General features: G+C 52.6%; 13 protein-coding genes and 1 pseudogene. 10 read left to right on the top strand and 4 right to left on the bottom strand.

Going from position 1 to position 15,549, the window contains the following annotated elements; genetic code table 11:
- Positions 1 to 247: 247 nt before the first annotated feature.
- Both ccrud_RS15250 and ccrud_RS11700 read left to right on the top strand, forming a co-directional pair.
- Positions 248 to 747, top strand: a pseudogene (locus ccrud_RS15250) (dicarboxylate/amino acid:cation symporter); the annotation flags it as partial.
- A 58-nt stretch (positions 748 to 805) separates the two neighbouring features.
- Positions 806 to 1,495, top strand: a complete 690-nt coding sequence (locus ccrud_RS11700) for a DUF2334 domain-containing protein (RefSeq protein WP_066567889.1) — start codon at positions 806 to 808, stop codon at positions 1,493 to 1,495.
- A gap of 70 nt (positions 1,496 to 1,565) precedes the next feature.
- On the opposite strand, the gene ccrud_RS11695 is transcribed toward ccrud_RS11700, so the two are convergent.
- Positions 1,566 to 4,196, bottom strand: a complete 2,631-nt coding sequence (locus ccrud_RS11695) for an endonuclease/exonuclease/phosphatase family protein (RefSeq protein ID WP_066567888.1) — start codon at positions 4,194 to 4,196, stop codon at positions 1,566 to 1,568.
- A 188-nt stretch (positions 4,197 to 4,384) separates the two neighbouring features.
- On the opposite strand from ccrud_RS11695, the gene ccrud_RS11690 reads away from it, so the two are divergent.
- The 5 genes from ccrud_RS11690 to trhA all read left to right on the top strand — a co-directional run bounded on the left by ccrud_RS11690 (position 4,385) and on the right by trhA (position 9,038).
- Positions 4,385 to 4,864, top strand: a complete 480-nt coding sequence (locus ccrud_RS11690) for a glutathione peroxidase (RefSeq protein ID WP_066567880.1) — start codon at positions 4,385 to 4,387, stop codon at positions 4,862 to 4,864.
- An 87-nt stretch (positions 4,865 to 4,951) separates the two neighbouring features.
- Complete coding sequence (purS, locus tag ccrud_RS11685) at positions 4,952 to 5,197, top strand: phosphoribosylformylglycinamidine synthase subunit PurS (protein WP_066567875.1); 246 nt, start codon at positions 4,952 to 4,954, stop codon at positions 5,195 to 5,197.
- Entirely contained in the window at positions 5,194 to 5,865 is a 672-nt protein-coding gene (gene purQ / locus ccrud_RS11680; RefSeq protein WP_066567873.1) for a phosphoribosylformylglycinamidine synthase subunit PurQ, read from the top strand. The genes purS and purQ overlap by 4 nt, the downstream gene beginning before the upstream one ends.
- A gap of 18 nt (positions 5,866 to 5,883) precedes the next feature.
- Complete coding sequence (purL, locus tag ccrud_RS11675) at positions 5,884 to 8,172, top strand: phosphoribosylformylglycinamidine synthase subunit PurL (protein ID WP_066567872.1); 2,289 nt, start codon at positions 5,884 to 5,886, stop codon at positions 8,170 to 8,172.
- Positions 8,173 to 8,273: 101 nt separating this feature from the next.
- Positions 8,274 to 9,038, top strand: a complete 765-nt coding sequence (gene trhA / locus ccrud_RS11670) for a PAQR family membrane homeostasis protein TrhA (protein ID WP_066567870.1) — start codon at positions 8,274 to 8,276, stop codon at positions 9,036 to 9,038.
- 46 nt (positions 9,039 to 9,084) lie between these two features.
- On the opposite strand, the gene ccrud_RS11665 is transcribed toward trhA, so the two are convergent.
- Complete coding sequence (locus ccrud_RS11665; RefSeq protein WP_066567868.1) at positions 9,085 to 10,092, bottom strand: acyl-CoA thioesterase; 1,008 nt, start codon at positions 10,090 to 10,092, stop codon at positions 9,085 to 9,087.
- Between the two features lie 37 nt (positions 10,093 to 10,129).
- Between ccrud_RS11665 and ccrud_RS11660 the strand changes: the two genes are divergently transcribed.
- From ccrud_RS11660 to purM, 3 genes are all read left to right on the top strand, one after another.
- On the top strand, positions 10,130 to 10,507 hold the full coding sequence (locus ccrud_RS11660; RefSeq protein WP_066567865.1) for a sterol carrier family protein: 378 nt from the start codon (positions 10,130 to 10,132) through the stop codon (positions 10,505 to 10,507).
- A gap of 115 nt (positions 10,508 to 10,622) precedes the next feature.
- Positions 10,623 to 12,107, top strand: a complete 1,485-nt coding sequence (purF, locus tag ccrud_RS11655; protein ID WP_169816489.1) for an amidophosphoribosyltransferase — start codon at positions 10,623 to 10,625, stop codon at positions 12,105 to 12,107.
- A 128-nt stretch (positions 12,108 to 12,235) separates the two neighbouring features.
- Complete coding sequence (purM, locus tag ccrud_RS11650; protein WP_066567863.1) at positions 12,236 to 13,312, top strand: phosphoribosylformylglycinamidine cyclo-ligase; 1,077 nt, start codon at positions 12,236 to 12,238, stop codon at positions 13,310 to 13,312.
- 593 nt (positions 13,313 to 13,905) lie between these two features.
- Here purM and ccrud_RS11645 read toward each other — a convergent pair.
- Positions 13,906 to 14,121, bottom strand: a complete 216-nt coding sequence (locus tag ccrud_RS11645; protein WP_066567860.1) for a DUF3073 domain-containing protein — start codon at positions 14,119 to 14,121, stop codon at positions 13,906 to 13,908.
- 219 nt (positions 14,122 to 14,340) lie between these two features.
- Positions 14,341 to 15,462 carry a CAF17-like 4Fe-4S cluster assembly/insertion protein YgfZ gene (gene ygfZ / locus ccrud_RS11640; protein WP_066567853.1) on the bottom strand — a complete coding sequence of 374 codons (1,122 nt, stop codon included), beginning with the start codon at positions 15,460 to 15,462 and terminating at the stop codon, positions 14,341 to 14,343.
- Between the last annotated feature and the right edge of the window lie 87 nt (positions 15,463 to 15,549).

Here is a 15,549-nt window from a genome sequence, read left to right as displayed (position 1 = left end):
TGCTGAAATCGATGATATAGCGCACATTTCATACCCTGACATGCAGTTGAGCTTGGTGATATGAAAGTCCTGTGAGGGGTGTCATAACATCGGCTTCTTGCGTTCGAGCGTAAACCTTTGCATATTTTTCGGGAATTGTCAGGAGTACCCATTTTTGACTTATTGGCAACGCGTACCCCACGCCGATCGCCAGCAGACACCATTTGGCCGCTTTCGCCGTATCCCTAAAAGGTCGAAGAGGAACTTCATAGATTCACGCTCAGAGGCTTCCAACGTGGAGGTCAAAAATGAATACATCAAAGTTCAAAGCCAGCAAAAAAAGATCGCACACACTGGCTCTACATTGCGGTAATTATTGCCTTGATTGGCGGAATTACTGTGGGACTTATTTCGCCATAATTAGGCAAATATTTTCAAGATTCTGGGCACCATGTTCGTGTCTTTGATCAAGATGATTATTGCCCGGTTATTTTCTGCACCATTGTTATCGGCATTGGTCCTGTGCGAGCAGCTGCGACAGTTGGACGCGCAGGCGGCATTGAGCTTGCTTATTTCATCACCATGTCCACGTTTTTCTCTGCTTTTACTGATGGCTCTGTGCTTCAGGTGCTATTTATCGCGATTCTTGTTGGTTTTGCTGTCCAGTCTGTGGGATCTAAAGGCCAGCCAATCCGTGATGTTGTTGCTCATATGCAGAAGCTCATTTTCAAGATCCTGAACTGGATCTTGTGGATTGCTCCAAGAGGATGAAGACCACTAGGTTTTCAACAAGACGGAGACGGCTTGGCGTGCGACAATATTGTGCATGTCCGGCCGTCTTCTTGTTTCTGTTTCTAGTATTTTCAATGAGACCCGATCGGCGGCTGACAGGCTTATTACAGACCTGCGTGCCGAAGGTATTGAGGTCTCGCTACTTGTTGCACCCCGCATTGACGGAGAGTGGCGGCTTGCTAAAGATAAAGTCACACTTGAGTGGCTGGAGCAACAACGAGAACGTGGCCACGAACTAATCTTGAATGGTTTTGATCAGGCTGTTCAGGGGCGTCGTGCAGAGTTCGCCACTTTAGAAAAGCACGAAGCTAGGCTGCGTTTAACTGGGGCGATCAGACAGATGCAGAAAATTGGATTTGAGTTCCAGATTTTTGCACCGCCACGGTGGCGTATGTCGGAGGGGACTTTCGCAGTTCTACCGGAGTTTTCTTTTCATGTGGCTGCGTCCACCAAGGGTTTACATAATCTTGAATCTGGTGAGTTTTTAGCCTGCCGTAATTTATCGGTAGGCGAGGGATTTGGTGCTGCTAAATGGTGGCGTAAAAATGTGATTAGGGCAGTGACACGTGGTGCAGAAAAAGGAAACACGGTGCGTTTATCTGCATCGGCACGAAACCTTAACAATCCTAAAGTTGCCGCGGATTTTAGAAACGCAGCTCTTGCAGCTTTGGAGTTGGGTGCGCAATCACAAAGTTATGCTCAGGCTGCAGCAGCGTTGAAATAGACGAAACTCGGTAAAGCTAAACCGCCCTCCACGTCCGAGCAGGACGTGGAGGGCGGCGTCGAAAAGCAATTTAGAACTTGAACCCGAGGAATGGGAGAGCTAGCCCAATTGCGCCCAGGATCGCGGCGATAATTGCTGCGATGGTACCGAAGCCTCCAACGGAGGAACCGGCCTCAACAGGTGGATCGGTTGGGTCAGTAGGGTCAACTGGATCAGTTGGCTCTTCTGGCTCATCTACATCGCTGAGGTTGAAACCAACCTTGATTGGATCGTGATCAGAGGAACGGAAGACGTTGTCAGCTTCGAAGACATCTGCGGTGTTGTTCAGACGGCGGGAGTACTCGAATGCGATGGACTCATCAGCGTTGATATCCCATACTTCAGCGTCAACGACGTAGTTCATGGCAGCTTCGTTGCCTAGTGCGTGGTCGAGGGAACCGATGCGGCCGGAGAACTGGTAGGTGTGTCCAGCGTTGAACTTCTCAACAATGTTGGTGAAACCAGCGCCATAGAGGGTAGTCATGGCGTTTTCTTTGGCGTAGGAGTTGGTGTCTCCCAAGATGAAGACTGGCTTGGACGCCCAATCGTCCTGGTTTTCCAGGTGCTTGAGGAGAGCCTGTGCCTGTGCGACGCGAATGTTCGCGTTGTTGCCTTGTCCATCACCGGTGTCGGAGTCGCCGTTGGCAACAGAGCCCTTGGACTTGAAGTGGTTGACTACGCCGACGAAGGATTCCTTGGTGTCATCTAGCGGCTGGAATTCCTGGGCAAGTGGCTGGCGCGCAGTGCCGGTGAATGCAGCGTCATCGAAAATGCGGGATTCGCCAACTGGATTGACGGTGGTCTGATCGTAGATGAAGGCGACGCGGATGTAATCCTCATCGGTGCCTACCTGTGCAGGGGATTCCACAGCTGCCCAGCGCTCGGTTCCTGCAGCGGCGTTCAGCTCTGCGACCAAAGTGTTCAACGCTTCGTCACGGCGGTTGATGTCACCGGTGACTTTAGCCGTGTTTTCGATTTCTTCCAGGCCAACAACATCGGCATCAAGACGGTTGATGCTGGCAACAATTTTGCCCTGCTGATCTTCAAAGGCTTCCTGGCTGTAAGCACCGCGAACATCACAGTAATTAGCGGTTACTGGATTGTTGTTGATGTCGGTATAAGCCTTGCAGCCTGGCTCATCTTTGCCAAGGGAGGTGAAATAGTTGAGCACATTGAAGCTGGCGATGTGGAATTCGCCTGCGACGTTATCGATGGAAGCAAGCTCAGCTTCGCGGGTATCTTCCCAGGTAATTGGAAGATCGGTGCCCGTGGTGTTGCCGGTTACCGGCTGGGTTGGCTGGAATTTCCACAGATCATAACGGTAATCAAAAATGACTGGTGCCTGGAAATCTACCTGGTCACCGGTGCGGATTGACTTCGTTGTAGTGCCTCCATCCTGCACCAACCACGCCATAGGCACGCTCGCATCGCCGCGCGTGTAGTTGCCCGAGCGTCCATCATCCAGCGTAATTTGCTTTGCGACGTTTTCCGCCTCGTAAGCAATAGCTTCGCCTCCCGGGGCCACAATTTCAGTTGCCTGGTAGAACGGCTCATTACCTGGTGCCAGCGCAATTTCACCGAAAGTATTGGTTGCGTAGTTGTTGGTGACCGTGTGTGCGCCAGTTGGCTGGAGCAGCATGCCTTCATAAGACTCGCGGATATCATCACCAGCTGGGACAGTGTCCACTGCCAGTGGGGTGACTGCCTCGAAAGGAGTGGGGGAGAGCTCAAAAGCGGAATTACCCAGCTGAGTCATCTCGAAGTATTCAGCTGCCTTACCAGTGACAGTGACAGATGCACCGATTTCTGGGTAAGTTCCGTTTGCGCCAACGTAGACGAAGATGCCATCAGAAGCATCGCCAGCGGTCTTGACTGCGGTGCCGGTTCCAGGAGTCTGGATGTAGTAACCGTTGAATCCACCCTCAGCGTAGACAGCGGTAACGATGCCTTCGGTGGTGACAACCTGGCCATTGACTGGAGTGGTTGTGCCAGTGCCTTGGATTTCTGCAATGGTCATGGTTTGACCAGGAACGACTGGAACTTCTGGCTCTTCTGGATTTTCAGGCTGGCCTGGGGTGGTGCCAGTGGAAGACGTTGGGGTGGGAGCCGCAATGATGAAGTCAGCAGAGTTGTTATCGGAGTCCACACCATCGATTGCACGCTGCGCGGATTCGGAATTAGAGGTGGCAGGGGTTGCAGCGGTTTCTACCTTGGTAGCACCACCGAATCCAACGAGGTCTGCCGTTGCACCTGTTGCGTCTGTCAGCTCAACAGAACCCTGGGAACCACTCATCGCGAGGTTGCCAGTGGCATCTGGAGTGGGGAGCGCACCAGTGTCGTTGGCACCTGCCTTTTGCTGAATCAGATAGAAGCTTCCTGGCGCAATGGTGCCACTTAGCGCCGTAGCTCCACCAAGGTTTCCGCTCGCAGAGTAGTAGTTGACGCTCCAGCCATCGAGGGAGACTGCTTCTGCAGTGGGGTTATAGAGCTCGATGAAGTCATTGGAGAAAATTGATCCTTTGTTTCCGCCGCCACCATAAACTTCATTGATGACAGGAGCGGAGTTATCAGGAGCAGCAACAGCAGTGGGGACTACTGCCAGGCTGGCAGCGGTTGCGCCAGCTAATGCGATCGCCAGGGTGCGCGCAGAAATTCGAGACATTGGGGAAAGACCTCTGTTCAGTATGGATAAGATACAAAACATATGATTTACCGATGTTTCTTGGAGTCCGCTCGGCAGCAGATTTGCTTCTCCTGGCAATTTACTTAGGTGCTATCTAAAGTTCATCTCTTGTCTTGCTGCCCTTAAAGTTCTGCATTAAATCCCTCCCCTCAACTAGGGTGGCACTTATGACTTCGATTCATGGCATTAATGTGACGCTCAATGATGGCATTTCCACGACTATGGCGGATTGGGCTGGGCACCTTTTACTCATTGTGAATGTTGCCTCTAAATGTGGTCTCACTCCACAGTATGAAGGACTGCAGAACCTTTATGAGGAGTACCAAGACCGAGGGTTCTTTGTCATTGGTGTTCCATGCAATCAATTTAATGGGCAAGAACCTGGAACTGACGCTGAAGTGTGCGCATTCGCGCAAAATGAATACAACGTCACCTTTCCGTTGCTGGCAAAAACTGACGTAAACGGTGCGGATGCCCACCCCCTATATAAGGTGCTTAAAGAAGCAACTGGTGGTAGTGAAATCGAGTGGAATTTTGAGAAATTCCTCGTAGATATAGATGGTAATACGATTGAGCGCTTTGGTCCTCGTGTGGATCCATCCGCAGCTGTCGTGGTTGAGGCAATCGAAAACAACCTCCCCCTCTAAAGTCCGGCTAGGTTTGGCCAGTTCGAACCATTACACTTGTGCTCGTAAAACATTGTCGTCCCCATTTCTTGAGTAAGGGAAAATACCGTGGCCCGTGTAGTTGTCAATGTCATGCCTAAGGCTGAGATTCTTGATCCCCAAGGGCAGGCGGTCCACCGCGCCCTCGGACGTATCGGCGTATCTGGCGTTTCCGATGTTCGTCAGGGAAAGCGTTTTGAGCTTGAGGTAGACGGATCCGTCACCGAAGCTGACCTAAAGAAAATTGCTGAAACCCTCCTTGCAAACACTGTCATCGAAGATTTCGATGTGGTGGGAGTTGAGGTCGTACAGTGAGCGCCAAAATCGGTGTTATTACGTTCCCAGGCACACTTGACGATGTAGATGCAGCACGTGCTGCTCGCATCGCAGGTGCAGAAGTAATCAGTCTGTGGCATGCCGATGAAGATCTCAAGGGCGTCGACGCTGTTGTCGTTCCTGGTGGTTTCTCTTACGGCGATTACCTGCGTACCGGTGCCATTTCTGCATTGGCTCCTGTTATGCAGTCCGTTATTGAGCAGGCCGGAAAAGGTATGCCAGTTCTCGGAATTTGCAACGGCTTCCAGATTCTTACCGAAGCCCGTCTACTGCCAGGTGCTTTGACTCGTAACCAGGGACTGCACTTCCACTGTGTAGATACCCATCTAGTTGTTGAGAATAACACCACTGCATGGACCAACACTCTGGAAAAGGGGCAAAAGATCTACATCCCTGCGAAGCACGGCGAAGGCCGCTTCCAGGCAGATGCAGAAACTGTTGCAAAGCTTGAAGGTGAAGGTCGCGTTGTCTTCCGCTACACCGACAACTTCAACGGTTCCATCAATGACATCGCCGGTATCACCAATGAAACTGGTCGCATCGTCGGTCTTATGCCGCACCCGGAACATGCCGTCGAAAAGCTAACAGGCCCATCTGTCGATGGCCTGGAGCTCTTCCTGTCCGCCGTTGGCACCATCGCTGCCTAAGAGGAGTCAGAGAAAAATATGAGCACTTTTGTCAATGACACCGTTGATGACGCGATCAAGACCCCAGATCTCGATCAGCCATTTGAGGCTCTTGGCCTCAAAGAAGACGAGTACGCGCGCATCCGGGAAATCCTAGGTCGCCGTCCTACCGACGCTGAGCTGACCGTTTACTCCGTCATGTGGTCGGAGCACTGCTCCTACAAGTCCTCCAAGGTTCACCTGCGTTACTTCGGTGAAACCACCACTGAGGAAATGGCTTCCAAGATTCTTGCTGGTATCGGCGAGAACGCAGGCGTTGTAGACATCGGAGACGGCAACGCCGTGACTTTCCGCGTTGAGTCCCACAACCACCCATCATTTGTAGAGCCACACCAGGGCGCTGCAACCGGTATCGGCGGCATCGTCCGTGACATCATGGCCATGGGTGCACGCCCAATTGCTGTGATGGACCAGCTGCGTTTCGGCGCACTCGACAACCCAGACACCCAGCGTGTACTTCCTGGCGTTGTCGATGGCATTTCCCACTACGGCAACTGCCTGGGTCTGCCAAATATCGGCGGCGAGACCGTATTTGATGATTCCTACGCAGGAAACCCACTGGTCAACGCACTGTGCGTGGGTACCCTCAAGGTAGAAGACCTCAAGCTGGCTTTCGCATCCGGCACCGGCAACAAAGTGATCCTTTTCGGATCCCGCACCGGCCTTGATGGCATCGGTGGCGTTTCTGTTCTGGGTTCCGCTTCCTTCGAAGAAGGCGAAGAGCGCAAGCTTCCTGCAGTGCAGGTCGGCGATCCTTTCGCAGAGAAGGTCCTCATCGAATGCTGCCTCGAGCTGTACAAGGCTGGCGTCGTTGTTGGTATTCAGGACCTCGGTGGCGGCGGACTTGCGTGTGCTACCTCTGAGCTCGCAGCTGCTGGCGACGGCGGCATGCGGGTCAACCTGGACAACGTTCCGCTGCGCGCAGAAAACATGTCTGCAGCAGAAATCCTGGCTTCTGAGTCTCAGGAGCGCATGTGTGCTGTTGTGACCCCAGAAAACGTTGAGCGTTTCCTTGAGATCTGTGCAAAGTGGGATGTCACCTGCGCAGAAATCGGTGAAGTCACGAACGAAAAGGACCGCTACGTTGTGGTCCACAACGGCGAAGTTGTTATCGACGCACCTCCATCAACCATCGATGAAGGCCCTGTTTACAACCGTCCATTAGCACGCCCAGAAACCCAGGATGAGCTGCAGCTCGAAGGCGAAATTGTTCGCCCAGTTGAGACTGCAGAAATCAAGGATGCTTGGCTCAAGCTGGTTGCCTCACCTGCACTGGCTTCCCGTGCGTTTATCACTGAACAATATGACCGCTATGTGCGTGGCAACACCGTACAGGCAAAGAACGCTAACGCTGGCGTTTTGCGTATCGACGAAGAGACCAACCGTGGCGTTGCAATTTCTGCAGACGCTTCTGGTCGTTACACCAAGCTCGAGCCAAACACTGGTGCACAGCTTGCTCTCGCCGAGGCTTACCGCAATGTAGTCTCCACCGGTGCACGCCCAGTGGCTGTCACCAACTGCCTGAACTTCGGTTCTCCGGAGAACCCAGGCGTTATGTGGCAGTTCAAGGAAGCAGTCCACGGACTTGCAGATGGATCCAAGCAGCTGGGCATTCCTGTGTCCGGTGGCAACGTGTCCTTCTACAACCAGACCGGTGACGAGCCGATCCTGCCAACTCCAGTAGTCGGCGTTCTCGGCGTGCTCGAAAACGTTGAGAAGACCATCGGCAACGTTTTGCCATCTGAAGACAACGATCTCTACCTCTTGGGCGAAACCTTCGATGAATTCGGTGGTTCCATTTGGCAGCAGATCTCTGGAGCTGGTTTGGGCGGCATGCCACCAGTAGTCGACCTGGCAAATGAGCAGCGTCTTGCAGAACTGTTCGTTGGATCTGAACTGTTTGCAGCTTCCCACGACCTCTCCGAGGGCGGCCTTGGCCAGACCTTGGCAGAGCTTGCGATCCACGCTGACAAGGGCATGGATGTAGATCTTTCCCTGATCCACGCATCTTTGTTCACCGCACTGTTTGCTGAATCCGCATCTCGCATCGTGGTTGCCACCAACCGCGGTGAAGAGCTGGAAAAACGTGTAGCTGAATTAGGCATTCCAGCTTTCAAGCTTGGTCGCACTAATGATTCTGCAGCCATCACCGTCAAGGGTGCTGATGTTGAATTGACCGTGTCCGTGGAAGAACTCCGCGATGCATGGACCAACACTTTGCCAGAGGCTTTTGGCCACGCTGTTGGAGCTAACGCAGTAGTTGCTTAATTTTCTGCTGTGAAGCCGGGTTTCGTATTAGCGAAGCCCGGCTTTTAGTTTTCTCTTCAACTAGATTAATAATTAAGTATCGGTGAAGAAGGAAGCGTGAAGTGTCTAAAGATCGTGAATATATGGACGCAGATCCGCTGATTGAAGATGCAGTTAGTGGTGCAGAAGAAAAAGATAGTTCTGATGAACCTCTTCTTGCATTAACTAAGTATGTTTTTGATCGCGGCGAAAGGCCAGTTACGCGTGGCCTTTTCCACCAAATCGCCGCTATTTTAAGCATTGTGACGGGTTCGGTGCTTTCCACCTATGCGTGGATGGAGCTCGTGTGGTGGCAAGCATTAGGCGTCATGGTGTACACATTGGCCATGTTGGGGCTTTTTGCAGTGTCTGCTGCTTATCACCGTGGGCCATGGCGTCGGCTGCATACAGTTGCGTGGTGGAGACGGGCCGATCATTCTACAATCGCGGTATTTATTGCAGCTACCTACACTCCGCTGTGCTTGATTGTGTTGGAGCCTGTCACAGCTGCTTGGATGCTCAGCATTGCGTGGATTGGTGCAATAGCCAGTGTGATTATGAATATGGTGTGGATCAATCATCCACGATGGCTCGGAGTGGTAGTTTATCTTGCTCTAGGCTGGCTGATTGTGCCGTTGATACCTCAATTATGGTCCGGTGCGGGACAGACTGTGGTGTGGCTCCTCCTAGCAGGTGGCATTGTATATAGCTTGGGTGCCCTTGTTTATGGATTCAGATGGCCAGGCCGAAATGCACGCTGGTTGGGGTACCACGAGCATTTCCACATCGCTACGATCATCGCAGCGATTATTCACCTTATTGCCGTGTGGATGGTTGTCGCTAATTAAAAAGCAGCCACCGAGAATCTTCTCGGTGGCTGCTTTTTAATTGTGTCTAGTCGATCTGTCGTGGAGCACGGCGGGGGAACAGCGGCATCGGTGTGTAATCTGCGCGCAGATCCCTCAAGATATTGGCGTGCTCTGCCAATTGGATATCTTCAGGGGTACGAGGCTCAAACTGTGGAGTAGGTAAAGGCTCCCCATCAATATCGATGCCCAAGTAAGTGACTGTGGCATGAATTGCGGTTTCCAACTCAGCGCGGCCACGGTGCGCATCGCCTGCACGGACGTGAATAGACATCTGCATGGAGCGCTTATCAGTGCGCATCATACGAGCGTCCACTTCGATGAGATCACCGATCTGAATAGGCTGGTAGAAGCGGATACCGCCGGCGTAGACTGCCACAGTGTGGTTTCCGGACCATTCCATGGTGCAAGCAGCACCAGCCTCATCAATCCATTCCATGGCGGTACCACCGTGGACTTTGCCACCCCAGTTGATATCAGTTGGCTTAGCCAAGAAACGGGTAATCAAACGAGGAGCTTCAGAGGGGCCATCGTAAGTCTGCTTTTCCATTTCAGCTTCGATAGCTTTACGCAGACCAATGCGGGAATTTGCAGATTCCAGCACACGCTGCTCTTCTTCATCCTTCGGCACGAAAGTTGGAACCGGAGTAGCGCGACCAGTGGCGGTGTCTTTAGCGATGAAAATAACTAAGCAATCGCAGGCACGGGTGTATTTGCCATCACGAGGATCCGCAGAAAGCACCTCATTCACGATGTGCATGGAGGAACGTCCAGTCATCGCAATGCGAGAACGCACCTCAACCATGTGTCCTGAAGGAATAGGGCGGGTGAAGTGGATGTGGCCAACATAAGCGGTGACACAGTAGGTACCTGACCACTGAGTCGCGCAGGCATAAGCAGCCTTATCGATCCATTCTAGGACTCGGCCACCACCGACTCCATGGCTGCCTGCCATCAATACGTCGGTAGGGGCAGCCATAAATCGGAGGACAACTTCTGGCGAGCGATGAGGATTTTTGGGGATGTTCTCAGACATATGGACACTTTAACGGTTCGTACTAGGCTGATGCTTCATGAGGATTGATCCGCTGGAAACTCGGCAAGCAGTGTTGGCTGTCAAAGACTGGATTGACGGGGAGGGAGACGTCGAAAAGCCTGGTAGAGCAGTGCTTGCAGCTGCCACGCGCCTGAGTGTTCGACTGCTGGCTCAGGATGCGCCCGGCAACAGTGTAGAGGTGCGGGTACCCCCATTTGTTGCAGTGCAATGTATCGACGGTCCGAAACATACACGTGGCACTCCACCCAACGTGGTGGAGATGGATACTTTGACCTGGTTGCGCCTGGCAACTGGGAAAACGACATTCGACGCAGAATTTGAGAATGGAAAAATTAGCGCTTCAGGTACCCGAGCAAAAGAGATTGCAGACTGGTTACCAGTAGTGAAACTTTAGCTTTCGTTGTCCTTATTAGTTTCTGGGCAAGCGACAGACTACGATTTCACCTGTGGCATTACTTGATCAGCACACCCTCCCTGGTTCAATGGTAAACACCGAGCATTCCACTGGGATGACCCAGGTTAACCACCCGTACGATGATCTCAACGAACAATCTCCGCAAGAAGAATGCGGTGTTTTTGGCGTGTGGGCACCTGGTGAGGAAGTTTCAAAGCTTACTTACTTTGGCCTATTCGCTCTTCAACACCGTGGACAAGAAGCCGCAGGTATCGCAGTCGGCGACGGCGAGCAGATCCTGGTATTCAAGGATTTGGGTCTAGTTTCTCAAGTTTTTGATGAACCAATTCTGGAATCCCTGCGTGGAAATATTGCCATCGGACATACCCGATACACCACTGCCGGCGGAAACACCTGGGAAAATGCCCAGCCAATGTTCCGCATGGCACCTGATGGCACCGATATTGCCCTTGGACATAACGGCAACCTCATCAATTACCTTGAGCTGTTGGATAAGGCGACTGAGCTTGGGCTCGTCGACCCAGACAAGAAGCCTTCAGACACCGATGTTCTCACTGCCTTATTGGCAAACGGCGTGGGTAACGGGAAAACTCTTTTTGATTCCGCACAGGAATTACTACCAAGCGTGAAGGGCGCATACTGCCTCACCTTCACTGATGGACACACTCTGTACGCAGCGCGTGATCCTTTTGGTATCCGTCCGCTGTCCATCGGCCGTCTTGAACGCGGCTGGGTAGTGGCTTCTGAAACCTCTGCGCTCGATATCGTGGGTGCCTCGCTGGTGCGCGAGGTTGAGCCAGGCGAACTGATTGCTATCGACGAATCCGGCCTGAAGTCCATTCGATTCGCAGAAACAACCCGTAAAGGTTGCATCTTCGAATACGTTTACCTGGCTCGCCCAGATTCTGTAATCAAAGGCAGAAACGTCAACGAAGCTCGTCTGGAAATTGGACGTAAACTAGCCGCAGAAGCACCTGCAATTGGCGATTTAGTTATTCCAACACCAGAATCTGGCACCCCAGCAGCAGTTGGTTTTGCTCAAGCCTCAGGAATTCCTTTCGGCCAGGGCATGGTTAAAAATGCTTATGTTGGCCGTACCTTCATTCAGCCTTCTGATACTTTGCGCCAATTGGGAATCCGCCTCAAGCTGAACCCACTGCGCGAAGTAATCGCAGGTAAGCGCCTTGTTGTGGTGGATGATTCCATCGTCCGTGGCAACACTCAGCGTGCTGTGATCCGTATGCTGCGTGAAGCGGGTGCTGCGGAGGTACACGTACGCATTGCCTCTCCACCAGTAAAATGGCCATGCTTCTACGGCATTGACTTCGCCACCCCAGGCGAGCTCATTGCCAACGCTGTAACCAGTGATAAAGAAGCTGAAATGGTGGAAGCAGTCCGCTCTGCTATTGGCGCGGATTCCCTCGGTTATGTGTCGATTGATGCCATGGTGGAAGCAACCGAACAGCCAGCTAATGAGCTGTGCATTGCTTGTTTTGATGGACATTATCCAATGGGTATGCCTCAGGGAAACAGTAACGCGGAGCTGGTGCAGAAGATGCAAGCAGCGCGCTCAAGTTAAGATCTAAAGGCAACACCGGCGTCTAACTGAAAAGTTTTCAGTTAGACGCGCAGGGTGAGAGTCTGCAGAAAACTAAATCCAAGTTTTAAACCCACGTTCTATACCTAGCAGGAGAAGCGAAGTACACGATGAGTGATCACAAGGACACCACTGCCGAAGGCGTTTCATACGCAGCTGCAGGAGTCGACATCGAAGCCGGCGATCGTGCCGTCGAACTCTTTGCCCCAATGGCCAAGCGCGCCACTCGCCCAGAGGTTCTAGGCAACCTTGGAGGCTTTGCTGGACTCTTTGAGCTCGGAAAATACAAGAAGCCAATCCTCGCAGCTGGATCAGATGGCGTGGGCACCAAGCTTGTTATCGCCCAGATGATGGACAAGCATGACACCATTGGCATCGACTTGGTCGCCATGTGTGTCGACGACCTGGTTGTCACAGGCGCAGAGCCACTGTTCCTGCAGGACTACATTGCTATCGGCAAGGTTGTTCCAGAGCACGTTGCTGAAATCGTCTCCGGCATCGCAGAAGGCTGTGTCCAGGCAGGATGTGCACTGCTTGGTGGCGAAACCGCAGAGCACCCAGGCGTCATGGAGCCAGGCCACTACGACGTTTCCGCTACTGCAGTGGGCGTTGTTGAAGCTGATGAACTACTCGGACCAGACCGCGTTCGCGCAGGCGATGTCCTCATCGGTATGGCGTCCTCCGGCCTGCACTCTAATGGTTATTCTTTGGCTCGCCACGTCCTCCTCGAAAAGGCTGGACTAGCTCTTGATGGACACATCGAAGAACTCGGCCGCACCCTGGGCGAAGAAATGCTAGAACCAACTCGCATTTACGCTAAGGACTGCCTTGCACTTATCGCTGAGTGCGAAGTGCACACCTTCTGCCACGTCACAGGTGGCGGACTCGCTGGCAACCTTGAGCGAGTTGTCCCAGAAGGCCTCGTAGCTGAAATGTCCCGTGGCACCTGGACTCCAGGTCAGATCTTCCGTATCATCGCTTCCCTGGGCAAGGTCCCACGCGAAGAAATGGAAAAGACTTTCAACATGGGGGTCGGCATGGTTGCAGTTGTTGCAGAAAAGGACCGCGACCGTGCGTTGGCAATGCTGACTGCACGCCACATCGATTGCTGGGAGCTTGGCACCATCCGCAATGGTGAAGAAGGCGAGCCTCGCGTTCTCCTTAACGGAGAGCACCCTGGCTACTAAGTAGCCTTGAACCTCTAGAGTTCCCCGGCCCCTCACACATATGTGTGAGGGGCCGGTTTTCTTGCCGTAGATAGAGTTAGTGGCGAGGAGCGAGGAGCGAAGGGCGAGGGGCGAGAAATAAGCGGAGCTTAATATCGCGTTGTCGAGACTACTCGGTTTTGGGTAAAAAGAGACTGATCTAGACAATGAGAACTTGACTAGACGAAAAGTTCAGCCAGTAGCTGCTGAAGGTTTAAGAAGAACACTGTTTGAGATAAGCGCCGCAGCTATTTAGAGGGCAGGAGAGTCTCAAGACAGGTCATAGAACAGACCCTAGACACGCAAAAGACGGCACCAGATCTGGCACGGGCTGAAATCCTAGGAGTGCGGGAACACAGAGGGAAAGTACTCCTTGGACTTTGTCCGCGTCAAACCATGCGCCGTCTTCTACGGTAGTGGTTGAACGGGAAAGGACCGTTGGAGGTGAAAGTGACACCTTGAAACGGTCGCAAAGCCACCGAACGATGGGCTTGAGGTTTTCAACTCTCGCAGCAACACCGACTGCGAAGTAGTTCCGCTATCGGCATCGTGTCTGAAGTTAAAGACACACGAAATTATTTAGTGCGGTAGGCACTGTTTTCGGTGTCGTCCTCGCTCCAGCCCGCATAGTCTGCGTGCTGATCCTCATCATCAGGGGCATCGGAGTAGGAACGCCTGGGAGACTGGTTAGCCAGCTCCCGCTGCAGTGAATCTAGATCCATGTCTGGAGAGCTGTACTTCAACTGGCGAGCAACTTTGGTCTGTTTTGCCTTCGCGCGACCGCGACCCATTGCCTGACCCCCTTGGAGTGAGCGAGCCGACCCTGGGAATGTGGCCGACTCATGGGCTTTTCAAGATGTATTAACTGTATTCCTGTTAGACACAATAGCCTGTTATTCGGAAAATTTCTGCAACTTGCCCTTGACCTGCGTGTTATTGAAAAAAAATGCGAAAGTAGGCGATTTTCGTATTCATTAAAAATCGCCTAAATCCGCTATAAATGGGTTTAGTTACAGGCCTTTGAGCTTATTAATGGCAGCGCGTCCGCGTTGCTGGCTATCCTCCACGGGAAGAAGATCTTGATCGACATTTACCGAGACTTCATCAATGCGAAGTTCTCCAGCTAGCGCGCTGCGTTTTACCAATCCCAAAGCGATCGGTCCGTAATCGGCATCATGGACAACAGTGCCTAGACGTCCAACTATGCGCGTGCCAGATTTGATCTCTGCACCAGTCACTGGATCTAGCGGGGCGGAGCCATCCAGATGAAGCATGACCAACACACGAGGGGAACGGCCAAGGTTGTCTACGCGAGCAACAGTTTCCTGTCCGCGGTAGCAGCCCTTGGTCAGATGCACGGCACCTAGATGATCGCCACGACCAATCCAATGAGGTATTTCATGGGGAATAGTCTTATCGTCTAGATCAACGCCCACAGCGGGCTCCAGGGCCTTCACACGCTCGGCTGTGTAGGCCATGAGGCCGGTCAGCTTTGCACCAGCTTCTAGAAGCTTATCGACGCCCTCTGTGAGTTTTTCACGCCGGATGGCGACGTCGATACGCGTGGGACCGTTCCACTCGACTCTGCGGGCAAAGACTGCGTCCGGAAGGGCAATCTCTGCTCCGAGGAGAGTGATGATAGCTAGATCGGCTTCTTCGACGGTTACTTCCGACCAAAAAATCATCTTGGTGAGGAAGCTAATGAGGGGATCAAATTCTGCCGCTGAGGTGTCAAGATAAAAAACACCGTCAACGAGGGTTATCTGCATGGAGTGTTGGATACGGCCTTGTGCGTCTAGATTGAGCGCACCAGCGGTGAAGCCGTCTTCGGCGGTATCAACTTTTTGGGACAAAATGTTATTGAGGAACGTGGGGGCATCAGGCCCATCGACTTTAATCACCTTGCGATTGGAACGGTCAACTACACCCGTACCTGTTTCGAAGATGCGTTGCTCGACGAGAGGGGAACCGTAATGCCACGCGACACCTTCAGTATCTGCCTGAGAGGCAGTGCCCTGAGCTTCTGCTGCGCCACTTCGAGAAAGAAGAGGGGAACTATAGCCTGCAGGAATCTGATCAGTGTTGTTCGCGACCTCGATTTGTTCGTTAGCCACAGAATCGATAGTACCCACAATCTCACGCGAAGGGTTATTCCTTGAAATAACGCAAGTGGTTAGCACCAGTGAGCGCGAAGTGAAATAACCGTGCATAATCAGGCA

This window comes from Corynebacterium crudilactis, from assembly GCF_001643015.1.
Taxonomy (GTDB): Bacteria; Actinomycetota; Actinomycetes; order Mycobacteriales; family Mycobacteriaceae; genus Corynebacterium; species Corynebacterium crudilactis.
Note: the sequence above shows the minus strand (reverse complement) of the source record. Positions and strands in the feature narration are given on the sequence as shown.